18 protein-coding genes are annotated in these 17,065 nt (G+C 37.7%); 8 read left to right on the top strand and 10 right to left on the bottom strand.

Features of this window, described 5'->3' with window-relative positions:
- The first annotated feature begins 46 nt into the window (after positions 1 to 46).
- Complete coding sequence (lpxK, locus tag FEE95_RS15915) at positions 47 to 1,051, top strand: tetraacyldisaccharide 4'-kinase (protein ID WP_138658979.1); 1,005 nt, start codon at positions 47 to 49, stop codon at positions 1,049 to 1,051.
- Here the strand turns inward: lpxK and FEE95_RS15910 are convergent.
- The 9 genes from FEE95_RS15910 to FEE95_RS15870 all read right to left on the bottom strand — a co-directional run bounded on the left by FEE95_RS15910 (position 1,032) and on the right by FEE95_RS15870 (position 10,053).
- Positions 1,032 to 3,254 carry a tetratricopeptide repeat-containing hybrid sensor histidine kinase/response regulator gene (locus tag FEE95_RS15910; protein ID WP_238474599.1) on the bottom strand — a complete coding sequence of 741 codons (2,223 nt, stop codon included), beginning with the start codon at positions 3,252 to 3,254 and terminating at the stop codon, positions 1,032 to 1,034. The genes lpxK and FEE95_RS15910 overlap by 20 nt on opposite strands.
- Positions 3,251 to 4,261, bottom strand: a complete 1,011-nt coding sequence (gap, locus tag FEE95_RS15905) for a type I glyceraldehyde-3-phosphate dehydrogenase (protein ID WP_138658978.1) — start codon at positions 4,259 to 4,261, stop codon at positions 3,251 to 3,253. The genes FEE95_RS15910 and gap overlap by 4 nt, the downstream gene beginning before the upstream one ends.
- A gap of 44 nt (positions 4,262 to 4,305) precedes the next feature.
- On the bottom strand, positions 4,306 to 5,178 hold the full coding sequence (gene lipA / locus FEE95_RS15900) for a lipoyl synthase (RefSeq protein ID WP_138658977.1): 873 nt from the start codon (positions 5,176 to 5,178) through the stop codon (positions 4,306 to 4,308).
- Between the two features lie 181 nt (positions 5,179 to 5,359).
- The gene (locus tag FEE95_RS15895) at positions 5,360 to 5,920 is read right to left on the bottom strand and encodes an RNA polymerase sigma factor (protein WP_138658976.1); all 561 of its coding nucleotides are present in this window, start codon (positions 5,918 to 5,920) and stop codon (positions 5,360 to 5,362) included.
- A gap of 33 nt (positions 5,921 to 5,953) precedes the next feature.
- Positions 5,954 to 6,163 carry a membrane or secreted protein gene (locus tag FEE95_RS15890; protein ID WP_138658975.1) on the bottom strand — a complete coding sequence of 70 codons (210 nt, stop codon included), beginning with the start codon at positions 6,161 to 6,163 and terminating at the stop codon, positions 5,954 to 5,956.
- A 123-nt stretch (positions 6,164 to 6,286) separates the two neighbouring features.
- A complete protein-coding gene (locus FEE95_RS15885) occupies positions 6,287 to 7,045 on the bottom strand; it encodes an anti-sigma factor (RefSeq protein ID WP_138658974.1) in 759 nt (252 codons plus the stop codon).
- Between the two features lie 30 nt (positions 7,046 to 7,075).
- Positions 7,076 to 7,642: an RNA polymerase sigma factor gene (locus tag FEE95_RS15880; protein WP_138658973.1), complete on the bottom strand. Its 567-nt coding sequence runs from the start codon at positions 7,640 to 7,642 to the stop codon at positions 7,076 to 7,078.
- Between the two features lie 204 nt (positions 7,643 to 7,846).
- Positions 7,847 to 8,863: a UDP-N-acetylmuramate dehydrogenase gene (gene murB / locus FEE95_RS15875; protein ID WP_138659212.1), complete on the bottom strand. Its 1,017-nt coding sequence runs from the start codon at positions 8,861 to 8,863 to the stop codon at positions 7,847 to 7,849.
- Complete coding sequence (locus FEE95_RS15870; RefSeq protein ID WP_138659211.1) at positions 8,863 to 10,053, bottom strand: pyridoxal phosphate-dependent aminotransferase; 1,191 nt, start codon at positions 10,051 to 10,053, stop codon at positions 8,863 to 8,865. Before FEE95_RS15870 ends, murB begins: the two co-directional genes overlap by 1 nt.
- 150 nt (positions 10,054 to 10,203) lie before the next feature.
- Here FEE95_RS15870 and FEE95_RS15865 point away from each other — a divergent pair, with 150 nt between their 5' ends.
- The gene (locus tag FEE95_RS15865; RefSeq protein WP_238474598.1) at positions 10,204 to 11,544 is read left to right on the top strand and encodes an aspartyl protease family protein; all 1,341 of its coding nucleotides are present in this window, start codon (positions 10,204 to 10,206) and stop codon (positions 11,542 to 11,544) included.
- 98 nt (positions 11,545 to 11,642) lie between these two features.
- On the opposite strand, the gene FEE95_RS15860 is transcribed toward FEE95_RS15865, so the two are convergent.
- On the bottom strand, positions 11,643 to 12,029 hold the full coding sequence (locus tag FEE95_RS15860) for a DUF1573 domain-containing protein (protein WP_138658972.1): 387 nt from the start codon (positions 12,027 to 12,029) through the stop codon (positions 11,643 to 11,645).
- Between the two features lie 186 nt (positions 12,030 to 12,215).
- Here FEE95_RS15860 and FEE95_RS15855 point away from each other — a divergent pair, with 186 nt between their 5' ends.
- Genes FEE95_RS15855 through FEE95_RS15830 form a run of 6 tightly spaced genes read left to right on the top strand, consistent with a single transcriptional unit; the run spans position 12,216 to position 17,059 of the window.
- On the top strand, positions 12,216 to 14,864 hold the full coding sequence (locus FEE95_RS15855; protein WP_138658971.1) for a valine--tRNA ligase: 2,649 nt from the start codon (positions 12,216 to 12,218) through the stop codon (positions 14,862 to 14,864).
- Positions 14,865 to 14,875: 11 nt separating this feature from the next.
- Positions 14,876 to 15,259 carry a hypothetical protein gene (locus FEE95_RS15850; RefSeq protein WP_138658970.1) on the top strand — a complete coding sequence of 128 codons (384 nt, stop codon included), beginning with the start codon at positions 14,876 to 14,878 and terminating at the stop codon, positions 15,257 to 15,259.
- Between the two features lie 32 nt (positions 15,260 to 15,291).
- Complete coding sequence (locus FEE95_RS15845; RefSeq protein WP_138659209.1) at positions 15,292 to 15,480, top strand: hypothetical protein; 189 nt, start codon at positions 15,292 to 15,294, stop codon at positions 15,478 to 15,480.
- Between the two features lie 34 nt (positions 15,481 to 15,514).
- Positions 15,515 to 16,033, top strand: a complete 519-nt coding sequence (locus tag FEE95_RS15840; RefSeq protein ID WP_138658969.1) for a GNAT family N-acetyltransferase — start codon at positions 15,515 to 15,517, stop codon at positions 16,031 to 16,033.
- Positions 16,030 to 16,608, top strand: coding sequence for a Crp/Fnr family transcriptional regulator (locus FEE95_RS15835; protein ID WP_138658968.1), 579 nt, complete (start codon positions 16,030 to 16,032; stop codon positions 16,606 to 16,608). The genes FEE95_RS15840 and FEE95_RS15835 overlap by 4 nt, the downstream gene beginning before the upstream one ends.
- A 52-nt stretch (positions 16,609 to 16,660) precedes the next feature.
- A complete protein-coding gene (locus tag FEE95_RS15830; RefSeq protein WP_138658967.1) occupies positions 16,661 to 17,059 on the top strand; it encodes a hypothetical protein in 399 nt (132 codons plus the stop codon).
- Positions 17,060 to 17,065: the final 6 nt, after the last annotated feature.

Below are 17,065 nucleotides of genomic sequence, written 5' to 3'. Positions count from 1 at the left end.
CGTGAATTTTAAGATGGTAAAGATAAAATATTATATTTTCGCTTAGATGTGGCTCCTTAGAAAAGTACTTTTCCCTGTTTCCTTAGTATATGGCTTGGTAGTGTATCTGCGAAACCGGTGTTATGATTGGGGTTTGTTTCCATCAGAATCGTATCAAACACCAATCATTTGTATTGGTAATTTGAATGTAGGCGGAACTGGAAAAACACCAATGGTGGAACTGCTCATTTCCTTGCTGCAGGAAAAGTACAAAGTTGCAGTGTTAAGTCGAGGTTATAGAAGAAAATCTAGAGGATTTGTTTTAGCGAATGCCGATAGTACGGTGAATGATTTGGGCGACGAGCCTTATCAAATACATATGAAATTTAAAAATATTCAGGTTGCAGTGGACGCAGATCGTCAAAATGGAATAGCCCTTTTGGAGAAGGATGTGAAACCTGATGTTATTCTTATGGATGATGCTTTTCAGCATCGAAAGGTAAAACCCGGCTTCTCGATTTTACTGACAGCTTTCGATAGCTTATACACTTCAGATTGGTATTTGCCTAGTGGAAACCTTCGAGATAGCAGGAGGGAGGCAAGACGAGCAGATATCTTGGTAGTGACCAAAAATCCTCTTGAAAGTACTTATGCCGAACACATCAAAATCAAACATAAGTTAGGACCAAAACCACACCAAAAAACATTGTTCAGTTATTTGGATTATGATAGGAATCTGCAAGGAAATAGGGAGTTAAAACATATTGATGATTTAAAGGGGAAGAAAATTACATTAGTGACTGGTATCGCTAATCCTAATCCATTAACTTTCTTTCTAGAAGAAAACGGAATTTTATTTGAACACTTGTCCTTTAAAGACCATCATAATTTTAATGTACAGGAAATTGAAATGATAAAGTCAAAACCAAATGTTCTGACAACCGAGAAGGATTTTGTAAGATTGAAAAATGACGTTACTTGTAACTATATTGAAATAAAACATCTCTTTTTTGACCAGGGGCTGGATGAATTAAAAACGGACTTGGAAGAATTTATGAGCCAGTACTCTTAACTCTTTTATTGAAAATATTCTCGCCAATTTTTTGATAGAAAACTTCTGGTTTGAAAGGTTTTGTTACCACGTCATTACAACCTGCAGCATAAAAACTCTCTAAACTATCATCAAGAGAAATTGCGGTAAGCGCAATAATAGGTGTGCTGATATCAAATTTTCGAATGCGAATGGTTGCCTCTTCCCCGCTGATACCAGGCATATGAATATCCATTAAAATAGCATCGTAGCTATTTGTTTCTGCCATTTCCACAGCTTCAATTCCGTTATTTGCGATATCACTTGTCATCTCTTTTTTAGATAACATCTTTTTAGTAATGACCTGGTTAATTTTGTTATCCTCTACAATTAGAAGGTGTAAGCCTTTGAATTCAAAATCTTGTTGTGTGATTTCAAAGGGAATATCGTCAACAATGCTGTCCTTGCTCTTAAGCTCAAGTTCGAAAAAGAAGGAGCTTCCTTTTCCTAATTCACTCTCAAGTTGAATCTTACTGTCAAATAAACCAAGAAGACTTTTTACAATGGTAAGACCTAAACCAGTTCCGCCATATTCTCTGTTAATTTGAATGGAACCTTGTTCGAAGCCTTCAAATATGCTGTCCTGTTTTTCCTTGGAGATACCAATACCGGTATCAGCTACTTCGAAGTAAAGAGTCACATCCTCCTCTTCTTTTTTCATAAGCTTGGCAACAACCTTTACTTCCCCATCTTTGGTAAATTTTAGTGCATTACCCACCAAGTTCATGAATACCTGCGAAAGCTTAATGGGGTCACTCATCAAATGACTTGGAATGTTTTCATCATAATCCAGAGTAATTTTTGTCCTGTTGGACTTTGCGCTCTGTTGTAGTGAATCGATAACCTCCTGCAGTGTTCTTTTTAGATTGAAATCTATATTTAATGGCTCTAATTTGTCAGCATCGATTTTGTTGATTTGAAGAATATCATTGATGAAATTTAGCAGGTAGTCCCCTGAAAATTTGAGAGCCTTTAGATGTTCTTGTTGATTTTTACTTGGGTTTTCTTCCAGTAATAAGTGTGTTAGACCAGTTACTGCATATAGCGGAGTTCGAAGCTCATGACTTACGGTAGACAAGAAATTAGTTTTAGCTTCCATGGCACTTACGGCCGCATCTCTTGCTCCTTGAAGCTCGCTATTCTTGGTTTGAAGTAAATCGTTTGTTTTTAATTTTATCTGATTATTTCGATAGAGAGAGACTGCCAAAAGTGAAATGATAATTAAAAATGCTGAAACAAGAATCACGATAATTTCAGATCTGTTTGTCTCATCAGTTAAATCTTCGATTTCTTTGTCCTGTTTATCTATGGTATCACTCATGAAATCGAACTGAATTTTGTTTGCTGTTTTGGCTTCGGTTCTAATTTTTTCAGCATTGAATATAGAATCTCTAAGGTCTAATAGGTTTTTGTAGTTGTTGCTAGATAAATCATAGCGCTCCATACTTTCATAAACCTGTGTTAGAAGCTCATTGGCTTCCTTAACTTCTTTGTCAAAGCTATTTTCTGAAGCTATTCGCAGTGCGCTCTCACCATTAATAGCGCCTTCCTCATAATTTTCGGTCTTTAAATTCAACAAAGACATGCCTAGATGTGCTCTAGTCGCTAAGTACTCTTTTTCGTAAACATCCGTATTTACAATTAAAGAATTGAAATTTTTCGATGCGATATCATATTTTTCGAGATCGACATATATAATTCCTTCAAGCAAGAGGATATTGTTGAAAAAATTACGGTCATTATTGAGCTGTTTTGCCTCATCAAGCATAAATATAGCTTGAAACTTATTGTTTCTTTTATAGAGCATTATAGCTTCTATGTATTTGAATATGGCATCGCCGTACGGGTATTCTATATCTTCCAAAAGCCCTTTAGAACGGTCCCAAAAAATTTCAGCACCATCTTGTTTGTCTAATTCTAGAAATAGAATAGCTTGTTTTTGATAGCTATCTATCAAAAGCTTTTTATCGTCCTTTCGCTCAGCTAGTTCCTCTGCCTTTTTCAATGATGAAAGTGCAAGATCAAGTTTATTTTGATTTTTGAGAGTTCTGGCCTGTTCAAAATACAGACTTACACTATCAGTGGCAGTACTATCAATTTGAGCTTGAAGAAAGGGTGCAACGGCAAGAAATACTAATAAAACTAGTATTGCGGGTGTTTTGATATGTAATGCTAAAAATTTCAAACGTATTTTTTAGAAACCAATAAATTGATTGAATCAATTATTCTGCTACTATAGCCTGTTTCATTATCGTACCATCCTATTATTTTGACCATTTTACCTATGACCGAAGTCATCTGTGAATCAAACGTACAAGAATAATAACTATTGTTTATATCTACGGATACAATTGGGTCTTGGGTGTAAAAAAGTACGCTTTTGAGCTCGTTCTTCGAAATTCTTTCAAAAGTATCATTAATTTCCTGAATACTTGTAGGTTTTTTAACATTGAATGTGATATCTGTGAGAGATCCATTCGCAACTGGAACTCGAATACCACAACCACCTATTACATCACTTAAATCAGGAAAAATCTTTGTTAAGGCCTTTGCTGCGCCAGTGGTTGTTGGTACAATGGACTGTGATGCCGCTCTAGCTCTTCTCAGGTCCCTATGGGGTTGATCATGCAAGCTTTGGTCGGTTGTATAGGAATGTATGGTTGTGATATATGCTTGTTCAATTCCACAAAGGTCATTAATGACCTTTATCATAGGGGCTGCATTGTTTGTTGTACAGGAAGCATTAGATATGATATTATCTTCTTCGCCAATGATATCCTCGTTAATACCATGAATCAGCATTTTTATATCATCATCAGCCGGTGGAACAGACAGAATCACTTTTTTCGCTCCATTTTTAAGATGATACCCAAGCTTTTCCTTAGTTTTAAACTTTCCAGTACACTCAATAACAATATCTACCTTATGAGCTGCCCAATTGATATTTTCTAGGGATTTTTCATTGAGAAACGCTATGCTATTTCCGTTGACAACAATACTATTATCCGTAAAGTCAATTTTTTGATTTGAAACTCCGTGTATACTATCATACTTTAGAAGGTGGGCCATTGTTCTAGAATCCGCCAAATCATTGATAGCAACCACTTGTAGGTGTTTATGCTCGTTCAGCAATCGGAAAACTGTTCGTCCAATTCTGCCGAAACCATTTATGCCTATCGTTGTCTTGCTCATAAATAAATTTGATTTCAACAGGGAAGATAACTAACAAAAATCTATTAGTTAATATGCTTATGCGCCTTGTAAGATGAGCGAACTAGTGCTCCGCTTTCTACATGGCGGAAGCCCATTTTTAAGCCTAATTCCTCGTATTTTTTAAATTGCTCTGGTAGTATGAATTCTTTGACGGGTAAATGTTTTTTTGAAGGTTGTAGATATTGACCAATGGTAACAACATCTACGTTTGCTTTTCGCAGGTCTTCCATGGTTTCGATTACTTCTTCTTCCAATTCACCAAGACCTAGCATAATACCTGATTTTGTTCGGTTGACACCTTCACCTAGGTATCGTAATACTTCTAAGCTGCGCTCGTATTTTGCTTGGATTCGGACTTCACGTGTTAAACGTTTTACGGTTTCCATGTTATGGGAAACTACTTCAGGCTGTACTTCGATAATACGGTCGATATGTCTTTCAATTCCCTGAAAGTCAGGAATTAACGTCTCAAGTGTGGTTTCGGGGTTCATTCTTCGGATAGCCTTAACGGTTTCTGCCCAAATGATGGATCCCATATCCTTTAAATCGTCTCGGTCCACAGAAGTGACAACAGCATGTTTAATGCCCATTATTTTGATGGAACGTGCTACTTTTTCTGGTTCTGCCCAATCTACGTCTTCGGGTCTTCCAGTTTTTACACCACAAAAGCCACAGGAGCGGGTGCAGACATTTCCTAAAATCATGAATGTGGCCGTTCCTTCACCCCAGCATTCGCCCATATTAGGACAACTGCCCGAAGTACAAATGGTATGTAAATCGTATTTTTCTACTAATCCTCTTAGCTGCGTGTACTTTTTACCTGTAGGCAGTTTAACGCGAAGCCACTTCGGTTTTCCTTTAGGAGGAAGAACACTCTTTAAAGTATCAGTACTCATAGTCAAATTTTAAACAAATATACGAACTAAATCAAGGATTATATTATGGGAAAACTCATAATGATTTCACTGCTTTTGAGGTAAAAGTCAACTTTACGAAGATAAAAATCACAATATGAAAACCCCAAATTCCAACTCTAAGTAAGTATTCTCTTTTTGGAATTTGGAATTTTAGAAAAGCCTAAGCTTTTTTATTGATCACTTCAGCAAGTAGTTTCTTTGCTCGAAGCAGTTTTACCTTTACATTATTAATAGGTTCGTTAAGCTCCGTCGCGATCGCTGCATAGCTTAATTCATTAAAAAAGCGAAGATTTATAACTTCTTGGTAATGCGGTTTTAATTGCTTGATATGTTGTAAAAGCGTCGCAAGGTTTTGTTCTGTAATAAGACGGTCCTCAGCTGTTGGAGCGTCGTCAAGCACTTTTTTTACGGCTTCGTTACCTCCCCAAGAATCTAAAACGCTCCGCTTTCTTTTACGAACTAGGTCGATATGAATATTCTTCGAAATGGTAATTAGCCAAGTTTTAAACTCATACGCACTGTTGTAGGTACTTAGTTTATCAAAAGCTTTAGAGAAAGTTTGAACGGTGATATCTTCAGCGTCGTTCTCATTTTCAGTTCGTTTTAGTTGGAATCCGTAGACGTCATTCCAGAAGGTGTCGAGCAAATTACTAAAAGCGATTTGGCTTCCGGCTTTTGCTTTGGCAATGGTTTCTTGAATAGTGTTCTCAATTTTATCCAAAAGTAATACTGCTATAAAATGGCAAGCTCAATACTATTGCAGTTCAGGAGCCGCATCTTTTCTACAATCTTGTTCGCTAGGCAGTTTCCCACACATACCACAAGCTTCTCCATCTTGATTTAAAAAAGGACTCTGACTGGCGCAGGTACCTGCAAATTTTCCGTCTTTCTTAGACCAAATTTTTATGGCAATTCCCGCAAAAGCGAGTGCTAATAATCCAATCGTTAATAATACAAGTTTCATCCGTTCTGAATTCGATATTAATTTAGACGTAATAGGCCATTGAAAATTACATTTACGTCTAGTACAAAGGTATAAAAATAAAGCCCCGAAAACGGGGCTTTAGAACTTCATTGTTAATCCTTTCTAGTAAGCTATATTTGCTACAATATTTTCAACGGTAGGTGTTTCATTACCACCCAAAGGTTCGATTGTAATATAACCTACAGCCTCCTTCCCGTAAGGAAGTTCCATTAAGTTATCTTGACTTTGCGCTTCTTTGATGACACCTAGATTTACCATTTCACCATTTACCTCAGCCCACATCTGAAAACATTGGTCTTCGGGAAGATTTGGCAACTTGCTAACATTGATGTAAGAAAGTTTTTTGACAGGGTTAACATAAGCCACTGCTTTCAATTCTTTTGCTTTCCTATTACCGCTTACATTGTATTTTTTGGTATTCTTATTCTGTAATACAATGAATTGGTTCCTCATATCTTCTAAACCAGCCTTCATATCTTCTTTCAAAAGCTCAATCTGGTTTGTAACCATTTCATTCTCTTGTTGAAGACTTTGATTCTGATTGTAGAAGAAATATGCAGCTGTAGCACATAAGAATGCTGTAAAACTTGCTGCGACAGCATATTGGAAGAACCTCTTTCTTCCTGCTTTTTCGCCTCTAATTCTTAAAAGAATCTTTTCTTTTAGTCCTTCAGGAGTTTTTACGGCATGTAGCTTGGCAAAAGCCTCTAGATTCTCTTGGAGCTCATCAAATTCCTTTGCTACTTCAGGGTACATTGCAATGTATCGCTCTACTTGAAATGATTCCTCATTTGTAGTATTACCTAATAGATACTTCTCAAGAAGATCGGTATCTAGGAATATGCGTATTTTTTCTTTCATTTGTTTTGTTTTGTCCCTTACGGGAATACTTTACATAAAAACACTCATTAAAAGTGCTAACATGGCAGTTGGGTTGTAAATCTTTTTTAACTCGCGTAAGCCGATTTTTAATCGGGACTTAATCGTTCCAAGTGGAATATCCAGCTCGTCGCTAGCCTCTTGTTGGGTCATTCCCTGAAAAAATAAGGCATCAAGCACAATTTGATACTTTTCTTCTATTTTTTCAAGATTCTCGCGAACGTCAATTAAATCGGGCCGAATACCTTCGACACCTAGATTATATACGTCAGAAACATCCATTTGGATTTCCTTATCCGATTTTGTGTTTACACTTCTTAATTTATCAATAGCAGTGTTTCTTGTAATTCGAAAGAGCCATGTAAATAATTTTGCTTTCGAGGGGTCGTAGGAGTCAGATTTTTTCCAGATTTTCACAAAACTTTCTTGTAAAACGTCTTGAGCCAATTCATCGTTTCGAACCACCTTGTGAGCAACACCATATAGGGTGTCGCCATAATTTTCATACAGTAATGATATTGCTTTTTCGTTGCGTTCTTGAAGCAGCTCAACGATCGTTTTTTCTAGTAGTGTGCTCATAAATTGTGTTAGGTTCGAAAAAAAATTCAGCTTGGGGCATCCAATTTAATCATCTCTACCGTATATAGGTAAACGCTAATTTATAAAATTGATTGTTAAGTTAGTGTTTCTAAGATTTTAATTAGATAAATGTGTAGCTGGTAACTATACATTTAGTTTTTGGTTAGTTTGGTTTGGTATAACCCTCGTTACTTGTAGCGGGGGTTATTTTATGATATTGACCTCCGGTATAATTCGAATATCAAATTTGTCCTCGACCGCTGCTATTATTTTGTGTGCTAAATCTAAAATCTCTCTTCCACTGGCATCGTCGTAATTGACCAACACTAAAGCTTGGTTTTTATGAACTCCGGCATGGCCAAAGCGTTTTCCCTTGAATCCGCATTGTTCAATAAGCCATCCTGCCGGTATTTTATATGCCTCCTCTGAAACTTTGTAAAAAGGTGCATGGGGATGATGCGCAGCGAATTTTTCAAATACCTGTTTAGAAACTACCGGATTTTTAAAGAAACTACCACTATTCCCTAATTCAGCTGGGTCGGGAAGTTTGCTTTGCCGAATGTCAATCACAGCATTCGAAACATCTTTTATAGTCGGATGAGCTACTTTTTGTTTTTCTAGTTCTTGTTCAATAGCTCCATAGGATGTATTTAAACTATGATTTCTTTTCGACAATTTAAAAGTAACCGAGGTAATAATGTATTTTCCTTTGCCTTCATTCTTGAAATAGGAATCACGATAGCCGAATTGGCAGTCTGCTTTGCTAAAGGTTTGTATGTCTTGTGTAGCGATTTCCATCGCTTCACAACTTTCGAAAGTATCTTTTAGTTCAACGCCGTAAGCACCAATATTTTGAATGGGTGCTGTACCTGTATTTCCGGGGATTAATGACATGTTTTCCAATCCCCCAAAACCATGCTCAAGGGTCCAAAGAACCATTTGATGCCAGTTTTCACCTGCCATGACCTTTAAAATGACATGATCTTCCGTTTCAGAGAGGATTTCCTTGCCCTTAATATTGATGTGTACTACCAAAGCGGCAATATCTTGGGTAATCAGCATATTACTTCCACCACTGATGATAAACTTCTCAGGATATTCATCCATCCGAAGAACAGCTTTCAAATCATCAACTGTATTTACCTGACAGAAGAACTTCGCTTTAGCTGAAATGCCAAACGTATTGTACTTTTTTAAGGAAATGTCTTGTTGGACGATCATCAACCTATATAACTCTTAAGGGCCACCTTTAGTATGTTTACAGCGCGCTTTAAACTTTCTTTTTCAAGAACATAGGCGATTCTGATTTGATTTTTGCCTAATCCTTTGGTAGCATAAAATCCGGCGGCAGGTGCTACCATGACAGTTTCATTATCCAATCTAAAATCTTCTAATAACCATTGTGCAAAATCTTCGGCATCTTCTATGGGCAATTCAGCGATACAATAAAATGCACCTTTTGGCCTAGCTACTCTTACACCTTCAATTTTTTCAAGTTCGTCGATAAGCAAGTTGCGGCGTTCTACATATTCTGTTTTGACTTCATCAAAATAGTCTTGTGTAGTTTCCAAAGCGGCTTCTGCGGCAATTTGTGCATAAGTTGGCGGAGATAAGCGTGCCTGAGCAAACTTCAGGGCCGTTTTGATGACTTCTTTGTTTCTGGTTACTAAACAACCGATGCGCGCACCACACATGCTGTAGCGTTTTGAAACGGAATCGACAATAATGGCATGTTCTTCCAATCCAGCTTCCTGCAAAATGGAATAGTGTTCTACACCGTCGTACGTAAATTCGCGATAAACCTCGTCTGCGACTAAAAACAGATTGCTTTTTTTTACAATGGCCGCTAGTTTTTGTAATTCTTCTTTGCTATACAGATATCCGGTGGGATTCCCAGGATTACAAATCAATATCGCTTTTGTCTTCGGAGTTATCAGTTTTTCAAATTCTTCAATAGGAGGCAATGCGAAATTATTTTCTATTCGCGAAACAACAGGAACCACTGTAACTCCCGAGCTAGTAGCGAATCCGTTGTAATTTGCATAGAAAGGCTCAGGAATTATAATTTCGTTCTCCGCATCGGCAATGCTTCCCATGACGAAAGAAAGCGCCTCTGAACCTCCAGTAGTTACGATTATATCATCTGCAGAAACGTGAATATCATTTTTAGCATAATATCCTGCTAATTTCTCACGATACGTTTCTGAACCCTCGGTTCGACTATAGGCCAAAACATCAATAGTATTGTTACGCACTGCATCAAGGGCGACTTGAGGTGTTTTTATGTCAGGTTGACCAATGTTCAAGTGGAGCACTTTTGCGCCTCTTTTTTTTGCTGCTTCAGCAAAGGGAACCAGTTTACGTATAGGTGATTCGGGCATATGAAGCCCTTTTTGGGATATGGTAGGCATTTCAGGATTCTTTTCAACAAAAATCGGGAATAGTAACGGAGTAGACAATAGAAAAGAGTTCATATTGTTGCTTTAGCAGAGTGTTAAATTCCAGACACGCACTTAAAATAATTGTAACTTAAGGAACAAGATTAATTTTAGAATACGCCATTGCGAAAAAAAATAGTACATATCACCCTGATTTTGTGTTGCTTTTCATTTGTTGCATCAGCACAATATTTCGATTTGCCCAATGGGAAGAAATTCGAGAAGGTCAAATTTCAATTGATTAATAACGTAATTGTTATTCCGTTAGAGGTTAATGGTGCCGAACTTTCATTTATACTTGATTCTGGAGTAAGTACACCTATTCTTTTTAATCTTGCCGAGCAAGACTCGATTCAAATAAACCAAGTTTCCGAGGTTACAATTCGAGGCCTGGGTGGAGGTGACCCAATTCAGGCCTTGAGCTCACGGAATAATATGTTCCGAATGGGCTCAGCTATGAATCCAAGTCAGGAGTTGTATGTGGTTCTAGACGAGTCCCTTAATTTTTCACCATCACTTGGAATTCCCGTACACGGCATTATTGGATATGATTTATTTCGTGACTTTGTGGTCGAGATTAATTATAATGCGGAGCATATTAAATTTCATAATCCTGAGTTGTATAATAATAGGCGGCATAAGAAAAGCCAAACACTTTCTTTAACAATTCTAAAGAAGAAGGCTTATGTTGATGGATCAGTTGTCCTCAACGACTCTGAGGAAGTCCCAATTCGAATGCTTTTGGATACAGGAAGTAGTGATGCTATTTGGTTATTTGAAAATGAAATTATTGGTATACCTGCTAAGAATTATGATGATTTTCTGGGAAGAGGGCTTGCTGGAGATATATATGGAAAACGGACTAAAGTTCGAAGCATTAAGATTGGAGATTTTGTTATTGAAGATGCGAAAACCGCTTTTCCGGACCAATCATCCTTTAGCGGAATTAAGAATTTAGGCAATAGAAATGGAAGTCTGGGCGGTGAGGTTTTAAAACGATTCAATTTTGTTTTTGACTATGGAAATAGGACTATATCACTCCGAAAAAACGGGAATTTCAAATCCCCTTTTCAGTACAATTTAAGTGGCATTGACCTGCAACATAGTGGGGTTAGGTACATTGCTGAAAGTATTGCTGACCCTAGTGGTATTGTGAAACAAAATGAATCGGTGACCTACAGTAATGTTCAGATTCTTATGGAAAATCAAACCCGCTTAAGTCTGGTTCCTGAAATTGTTGTTTCTGGTATTCGGGCCGGAAGTCCTGCTGAGAGTGCTGGTTTGCAAGAAGGGGATGTTATTTTGGCTGTTAACGGCAAGAGTGTCCATACATATAAGCTGCAACAAATTCTACATATGCTGAATGCGAAAAAGGGAAAACGTATTCGTGTACTCATTGAACGAGCCAATTCTGATAAGCTTATTACGTATGTGCTAAAGGATGTGTTCCCCGAAAAACCTTGATATCCTCGCCCTCTCCAGAAACGACTATAGGCGGATTTTTGCCCACAAAAAAACCTCAACAGTACTGTTGAGGTTTTACATGTGATTTCTGATTCTTGTTATTTACCGTCTATAGCTTTAATTTCTCCTTTAATCTTCAAAACCTTTGTTGGCGTATCAGCATTAGAGATAACTGTAATGGCCTTTCTGATGGGTCCGACCCTGTTCGTGTCATATTTCACTTGTATCTCACCAGTTTTCCCAGGCAAAATTGGGGCCTCTGGCTTCTTTGGAATGGTACATCCACAGCTAGAGCTAACCTTGCTTATAATCAACGGAGCGTCTCCTGTATTTGTAAATTCGAATACACGAACACCATCTGCACCTTTAGCAATTTCACCGTAATCTACGGTTTCCGTTTTAAATTCAATTTTCGCGGCCGCATCCTGTGCAGTCATTGTAAATCCTAGTAGGCCGACAAATAATACGAGTACTATTTTTTTCATCTTTTTTGTTTTGGGTGAATCTCAAAAGTAAATGTTTTTAATGAACCTCCAAAATTCTTTTGTTATATACTAACGTTAGCTATTTTTGTTTCGTATTTGATTTTCGATAAATGCGAATATTTAACAAACGCCTTTATTGGTGCGTTTTTCGTACCGCCAACAGTTAGACAAAAACCGTTCCAAAAAATGGAAATTCCTTCTAAATATGACCCTCAAAATGCTGAAAATCGCTGGTATGACTACTGGATGCAGCATAAGTACTTTCATTCTACACCTGATGACCGCGAGCCGTATACGATCGTAATACCGCCACCAAATGTCACAGGAGTACTGCATATGGGGCATATGTTGAACAATACCATTCAAGATTTATTAACGCGCAGAGCCCGTATGATGGGCAAAAACGCATGTTGGGTACCAGGTATGGATCATGCCTCAATTGCTACTGAAGCCAAAGTTGTGGCTAAATTGAAGGAAGAAGGTGTCAATAAGTCAGATTTGACCCGTGAGGAGTTCTTAAAACATGCCTGGGAATGGACAGACAAGTACGGCGGTGTAATTTTAGAACAGCTGAAAAAGCTAGGTTGCTCGTGTGATTGGGACCGTACGGCCTTTACTATGGATGAAGAACGTTACGCAAGTGTTATCAAGGTTTTTGTTGATTTATTTAACAAAGGTCAGATTTACAGAGGCTATCGTATGGTAAATTGGGATCCTGAGGCACAAACCACACTTTCTGATGAGGAAGTGATTTATGAAGAGAAACAGGGACTTTTATACTATTTAGAGTACCAAATTGAAGGTTCTGACGAAAAAGTTACGATTGCCACTACGCGGCCTGAAACGATTTTGGGTGATACGGCCATTTGTATTAACCCAAATGATGAGCGTTTTCAGCATTTGAAGGGAAAAAAGGCGATTGTTCCCATCTGTAATCGGGTGATTCCGATTATTGAAGATGATTATGTGGATATTGAGTTTGGTACCGGATGTTTAAAAGTTACGCCTGCTCACGATATCAATGATAAGGCTTTAGGAGAAAAACATAAGCTAGAAACTATCGATATATTTAATGCCGATGCCAGTTTGAATTCCTTTGGAATGCATTACGAAGGGAAAGACCGCTTTGTAGTTCGAAATGAAATTTCAAAAGAACTAGAAGAAAAGGGTATTCTGGTTAAGAAAGAGCAGTACATGAATAATGTTGGTACCTCAGAACGTACCAAAGCGGTTATAGAACCTCGATTATCTGACCAATGGTTCTTGAAAATGGAAGACTTGGTAAAACCTGCAATAAAGGGGGTTTTAGGAAGTGATGAAATCAAGTTCTTTCCGAAAAAGTTTGAAAATACCTACCGTCACTGGATGGAAAACATCCGTGATTGGAATATTTCGCGCCAACTTTGGTGGGGGCAACAAATTCCTGCCTATTATTTCGGTGACGGACAAGATGATTTCGTTGTTGCTGAAACCAAAGAGTACGCATTGCATTTGGCAAATGAAAAACTTTCTGTCACTTCGAGCGGAATCGAGAAGACTTTGACTATAGATGACCTAAAACAAGATGAAGACGTTCTAGACACCTGGTTTTCTTCATGGCTATGGCCGATGAGCGTTTTTGGTGGAATTACGGACCCTGATAACGAAGAAGTAAACTATTACTATCCAACCAATGATTTGGTGACGGGTCCAGATATTATTTTCTTTTGGGTAGCTCGTATGATTATCTCTGGATATGAATATCGCGATGCAAGACCCTTTGAAAATGTATATTTTACGGGCTTGGTTCGCGACAAGCAGCGTCGTAAAATGTCGAAGTCCTTAGGAAATTCTCCGGATGCCTTAGAATTAATAAAGCAATATGGTGCAGACGGAGTCCGTGTAGGTTTATTGTTGAGTTCTGCGGCTGGAAATGACCTGATGTTTGATGAAGACTTATGCCAACAAGGAAAGAATTTCGCGAATAAGATATGGAACGGTTTCCGTTTGGTAAAAGGATGGGAAGTTGCAGAATTACCACAACCTGAAGCTTCAAAAATGGGAATCGCCTGGTACGAATCAAAATTCAATCAGACTCTAGCAGAGATAGAAGACCACTTTAGCAAATACCGAATTTCAGATGCTTTGATGGCAATCTATAAATTGGTATGGGATGATTACAGTTCTTCTTTGCTTGAAATTATCAAACCCGCCTACCAACAACCTATTGATAAAATAACCTTTGACCAAGTCAGTCATATTTTCGAGCAGAATTTAAAACTGCTTCATCCGTTTATGCCCTTCCTTACAGAAGAAGTTTGGCAGCACATTGCTGTGCGAACTCCTAAAGACGCTTTGATTATCGCAGAATGGCCAAAAGTTGGTGCGATTGATACTGGTTTAATTAATGGATATGAATTTGCAGATGGCGTTATTTCCGGTATTCGTACGATTCGAAAGGAAAAGAATATTCCTATGAAAGAAGCCTTAGAAGTTTCGGTCATGAATGAGCAAAAAGCTACCAATGATTGGGATGCTGTTATTCAAAAGCTAACTAATGTTTCTGAAATCTCTTATGTAAATACTGCTGTAGATGGAGCTTTGTCATTTCGAGTGAAAGCGAACGAATACTTTATTCCAATCAGTGGAGCAATTGATATAGAAGCTGAAATTGCTAAAATTCAAGAGGAGTTGAAATACACCAAAGGCTTTTTAACTTCTGTACAAAAGAAACTTTCAAATGAACGTTTTGTAAATAATGCGCCAGAGCAAGTGATTGCGACAGAACGAAAGAAGCAAGCCGATGCGGAGGCAAAGATTGAAACCTTGGAAAAGAGTTTGGCTAGTTTGGAGTAAAATAATTTTATATGACGAACCTCGGTACCAAAAAACTATTTCTAATTGATGGTATTGGCGCACTTGTATCTGCCCTATTTTTAGGTGTTGTCCTAGTCTGGTTAGAAGATAGGATTGGTTTGCCCATTAAGGTTCTGTATTTTCTAGCAATTCTACCTGTTTTCTTTGCTATCTATTCCTTTAGTTGCTATTTCTTCAAAGATAATAGCAAACCTTTTTTAAAAGGTATAGCTACTCTGAACCTTTTGTACTGCTTTTTAACAATAGGCCTTCTTTTTCTCTACGATCATAACCTTACCTTTTTAGGTTGGACCTATTTTATTGCTGAATTGATAGTTCTTGTCATTTTGATATGGCTGGAATTTAAAGCGAGTTCAAAAAATACGCAGGGGTAGGAGAAACCAAAAAATTGTGTATTTTTAATCCCATGAATATCAAAAAAATACTCGGTTTAGTACTTACCTTATTAGGTATTGGGGGATTAATTTATACAGCGATTCTATATGTTAATGGCTCGGGTGAGTTTAAGATATTGGCAGTATATGGTATACTCGGTGCTATTTTCTTCTTTTCAGGTATGGGCTTGATTAAGCGTTTGGGAAGTTCTAACGAATAAAGCTTTCAAATATGGACAATCAAAAGCTAAGATTTTGAAAATCCATACTAGTACTTCAGAAGACCTTCGAGAAATCTTCCGCCTCTATGGTTTAGCGACCGAATACCAGAAAACAATCTATCCTAAAAATACCTGGCCCTCTTTTGAACGTGAACTGGTCGAAACTGAGATTCAAGAGCAAAGGCAATTTAAAATGGTCGTCGAGAATCAGATTGCATGCGTTTGGGCCATCACCTTTGCGGATCCTCAGATTTGGGAAGAACGTGATAAAGACCCATCCATTTATATCCATAGAATAGCTACGAATCCAGATTTTCGCGGGCGACAATATGTAAAAGAAATAGTGGAGTGGGCAAGGGGCTATGCGGAATCCAACCAAAAAAGATTCATCCGTTTGGATACTTGTGGTAATAATCAAAAATTAATCAAACATTATACAAGCTGTGGATTTGATTTCTTGGAGATTGTTCGGTTAACGAACACGGATGCACTCCCCGGTCATTATCAAGGCGCTGATGTGTGTCTTTTTGAAATCAAACTAAATGTCGGATGATAGATGAAATAATCGGATCGATAGTCGCAGAATTTGGTCCTCTTTCCCTAGAAGCCATAGATGATATTAAAAGAGTAGGACAAATACGGAAAGTAAACCGAGGGGATATTTTGGTGAGAGAGGGTGAGTATTCGTATGAGTTATACTATATAGCCAAGGGTGGTGCACGCGCGTATTACCTAAAAGACGGTAAAACAATTACCGATTGGTTTGCCTTTGAAAATGACTTCATCTCTTCCATAGTAAGTTTTTTTCTCGGCGTGCCCAGTCAACATTACATAGAGATTCTAGAAGACACCACTTTTATGGTATTGCAGCTTAAAGATATTGAAGTGCTCTGCGATAAATATCATGATTTTGAAAGGTTGGCGCGAATGAGCACTACAAAAACCATGCTTCAGCTGCAACAACGTATTGTTAGCTTGCAATTCAAATCTTCAAAGGAACGTTATGATAGCTTGCTTGAAAGATATCCACAAATTGAGTTACGTGCCCCTTTAGGTGACATTGCCTCCTATTTGGGTATAACACAAGAAACTTTGAGCCGAATTCGGAACCCGAAAAACGGAATTTGATTTATATCAAAGGAAAGCTTCTTTTGCCCATCTACCTTTGGAAAAAAAGAAGATGAATACCATTCTTATCATAGCTAACGTACTCGTTTTATTTACTTTTATCATCCATACTTTTGGTGGAGATGGTAGTTATAGAAAAATTGAACCTAAACCGGATAGTCCAAAACGACTTCGTATATTTTGGACGATGGGTCGAGGCGCATTTCATATCGTTTCCATTGATTTTTTATTTGCTACCATTGGTTTGGCCCTAATAAATTTCACCGATTATTTTGAAGAGCCAAGGCTCTTATTATATCTGTTAGCCCTTTACTTTCTGGGCTACGGAATTGCCTTTTTATTTACATTGATTATCTCTAAAAAGTTTTCAAACATCTATTTAAAGATGTGGCAATGGCTATTGATGCTGGTTATTGCCGGACTTATTTATTGGGGCAATTCGATTCTGTAGAGAATA

Origin of the sequence: Maribacter algarum (ex Zhang et al. 2020), assembly GCF_005885635.1 — a bacterium.
Taxonomy (GTDB): Bacteria; Bacteroidota; Bacteroidia; order Flavobacteriales; family Flavobacteriaceae; genus Maribacter_C; species Maribacter_C algarum.
Note: the sequence above shows the minus strand (reverse complement) of the source record. Positions and strands in the feature narration are given on the sequence as shown.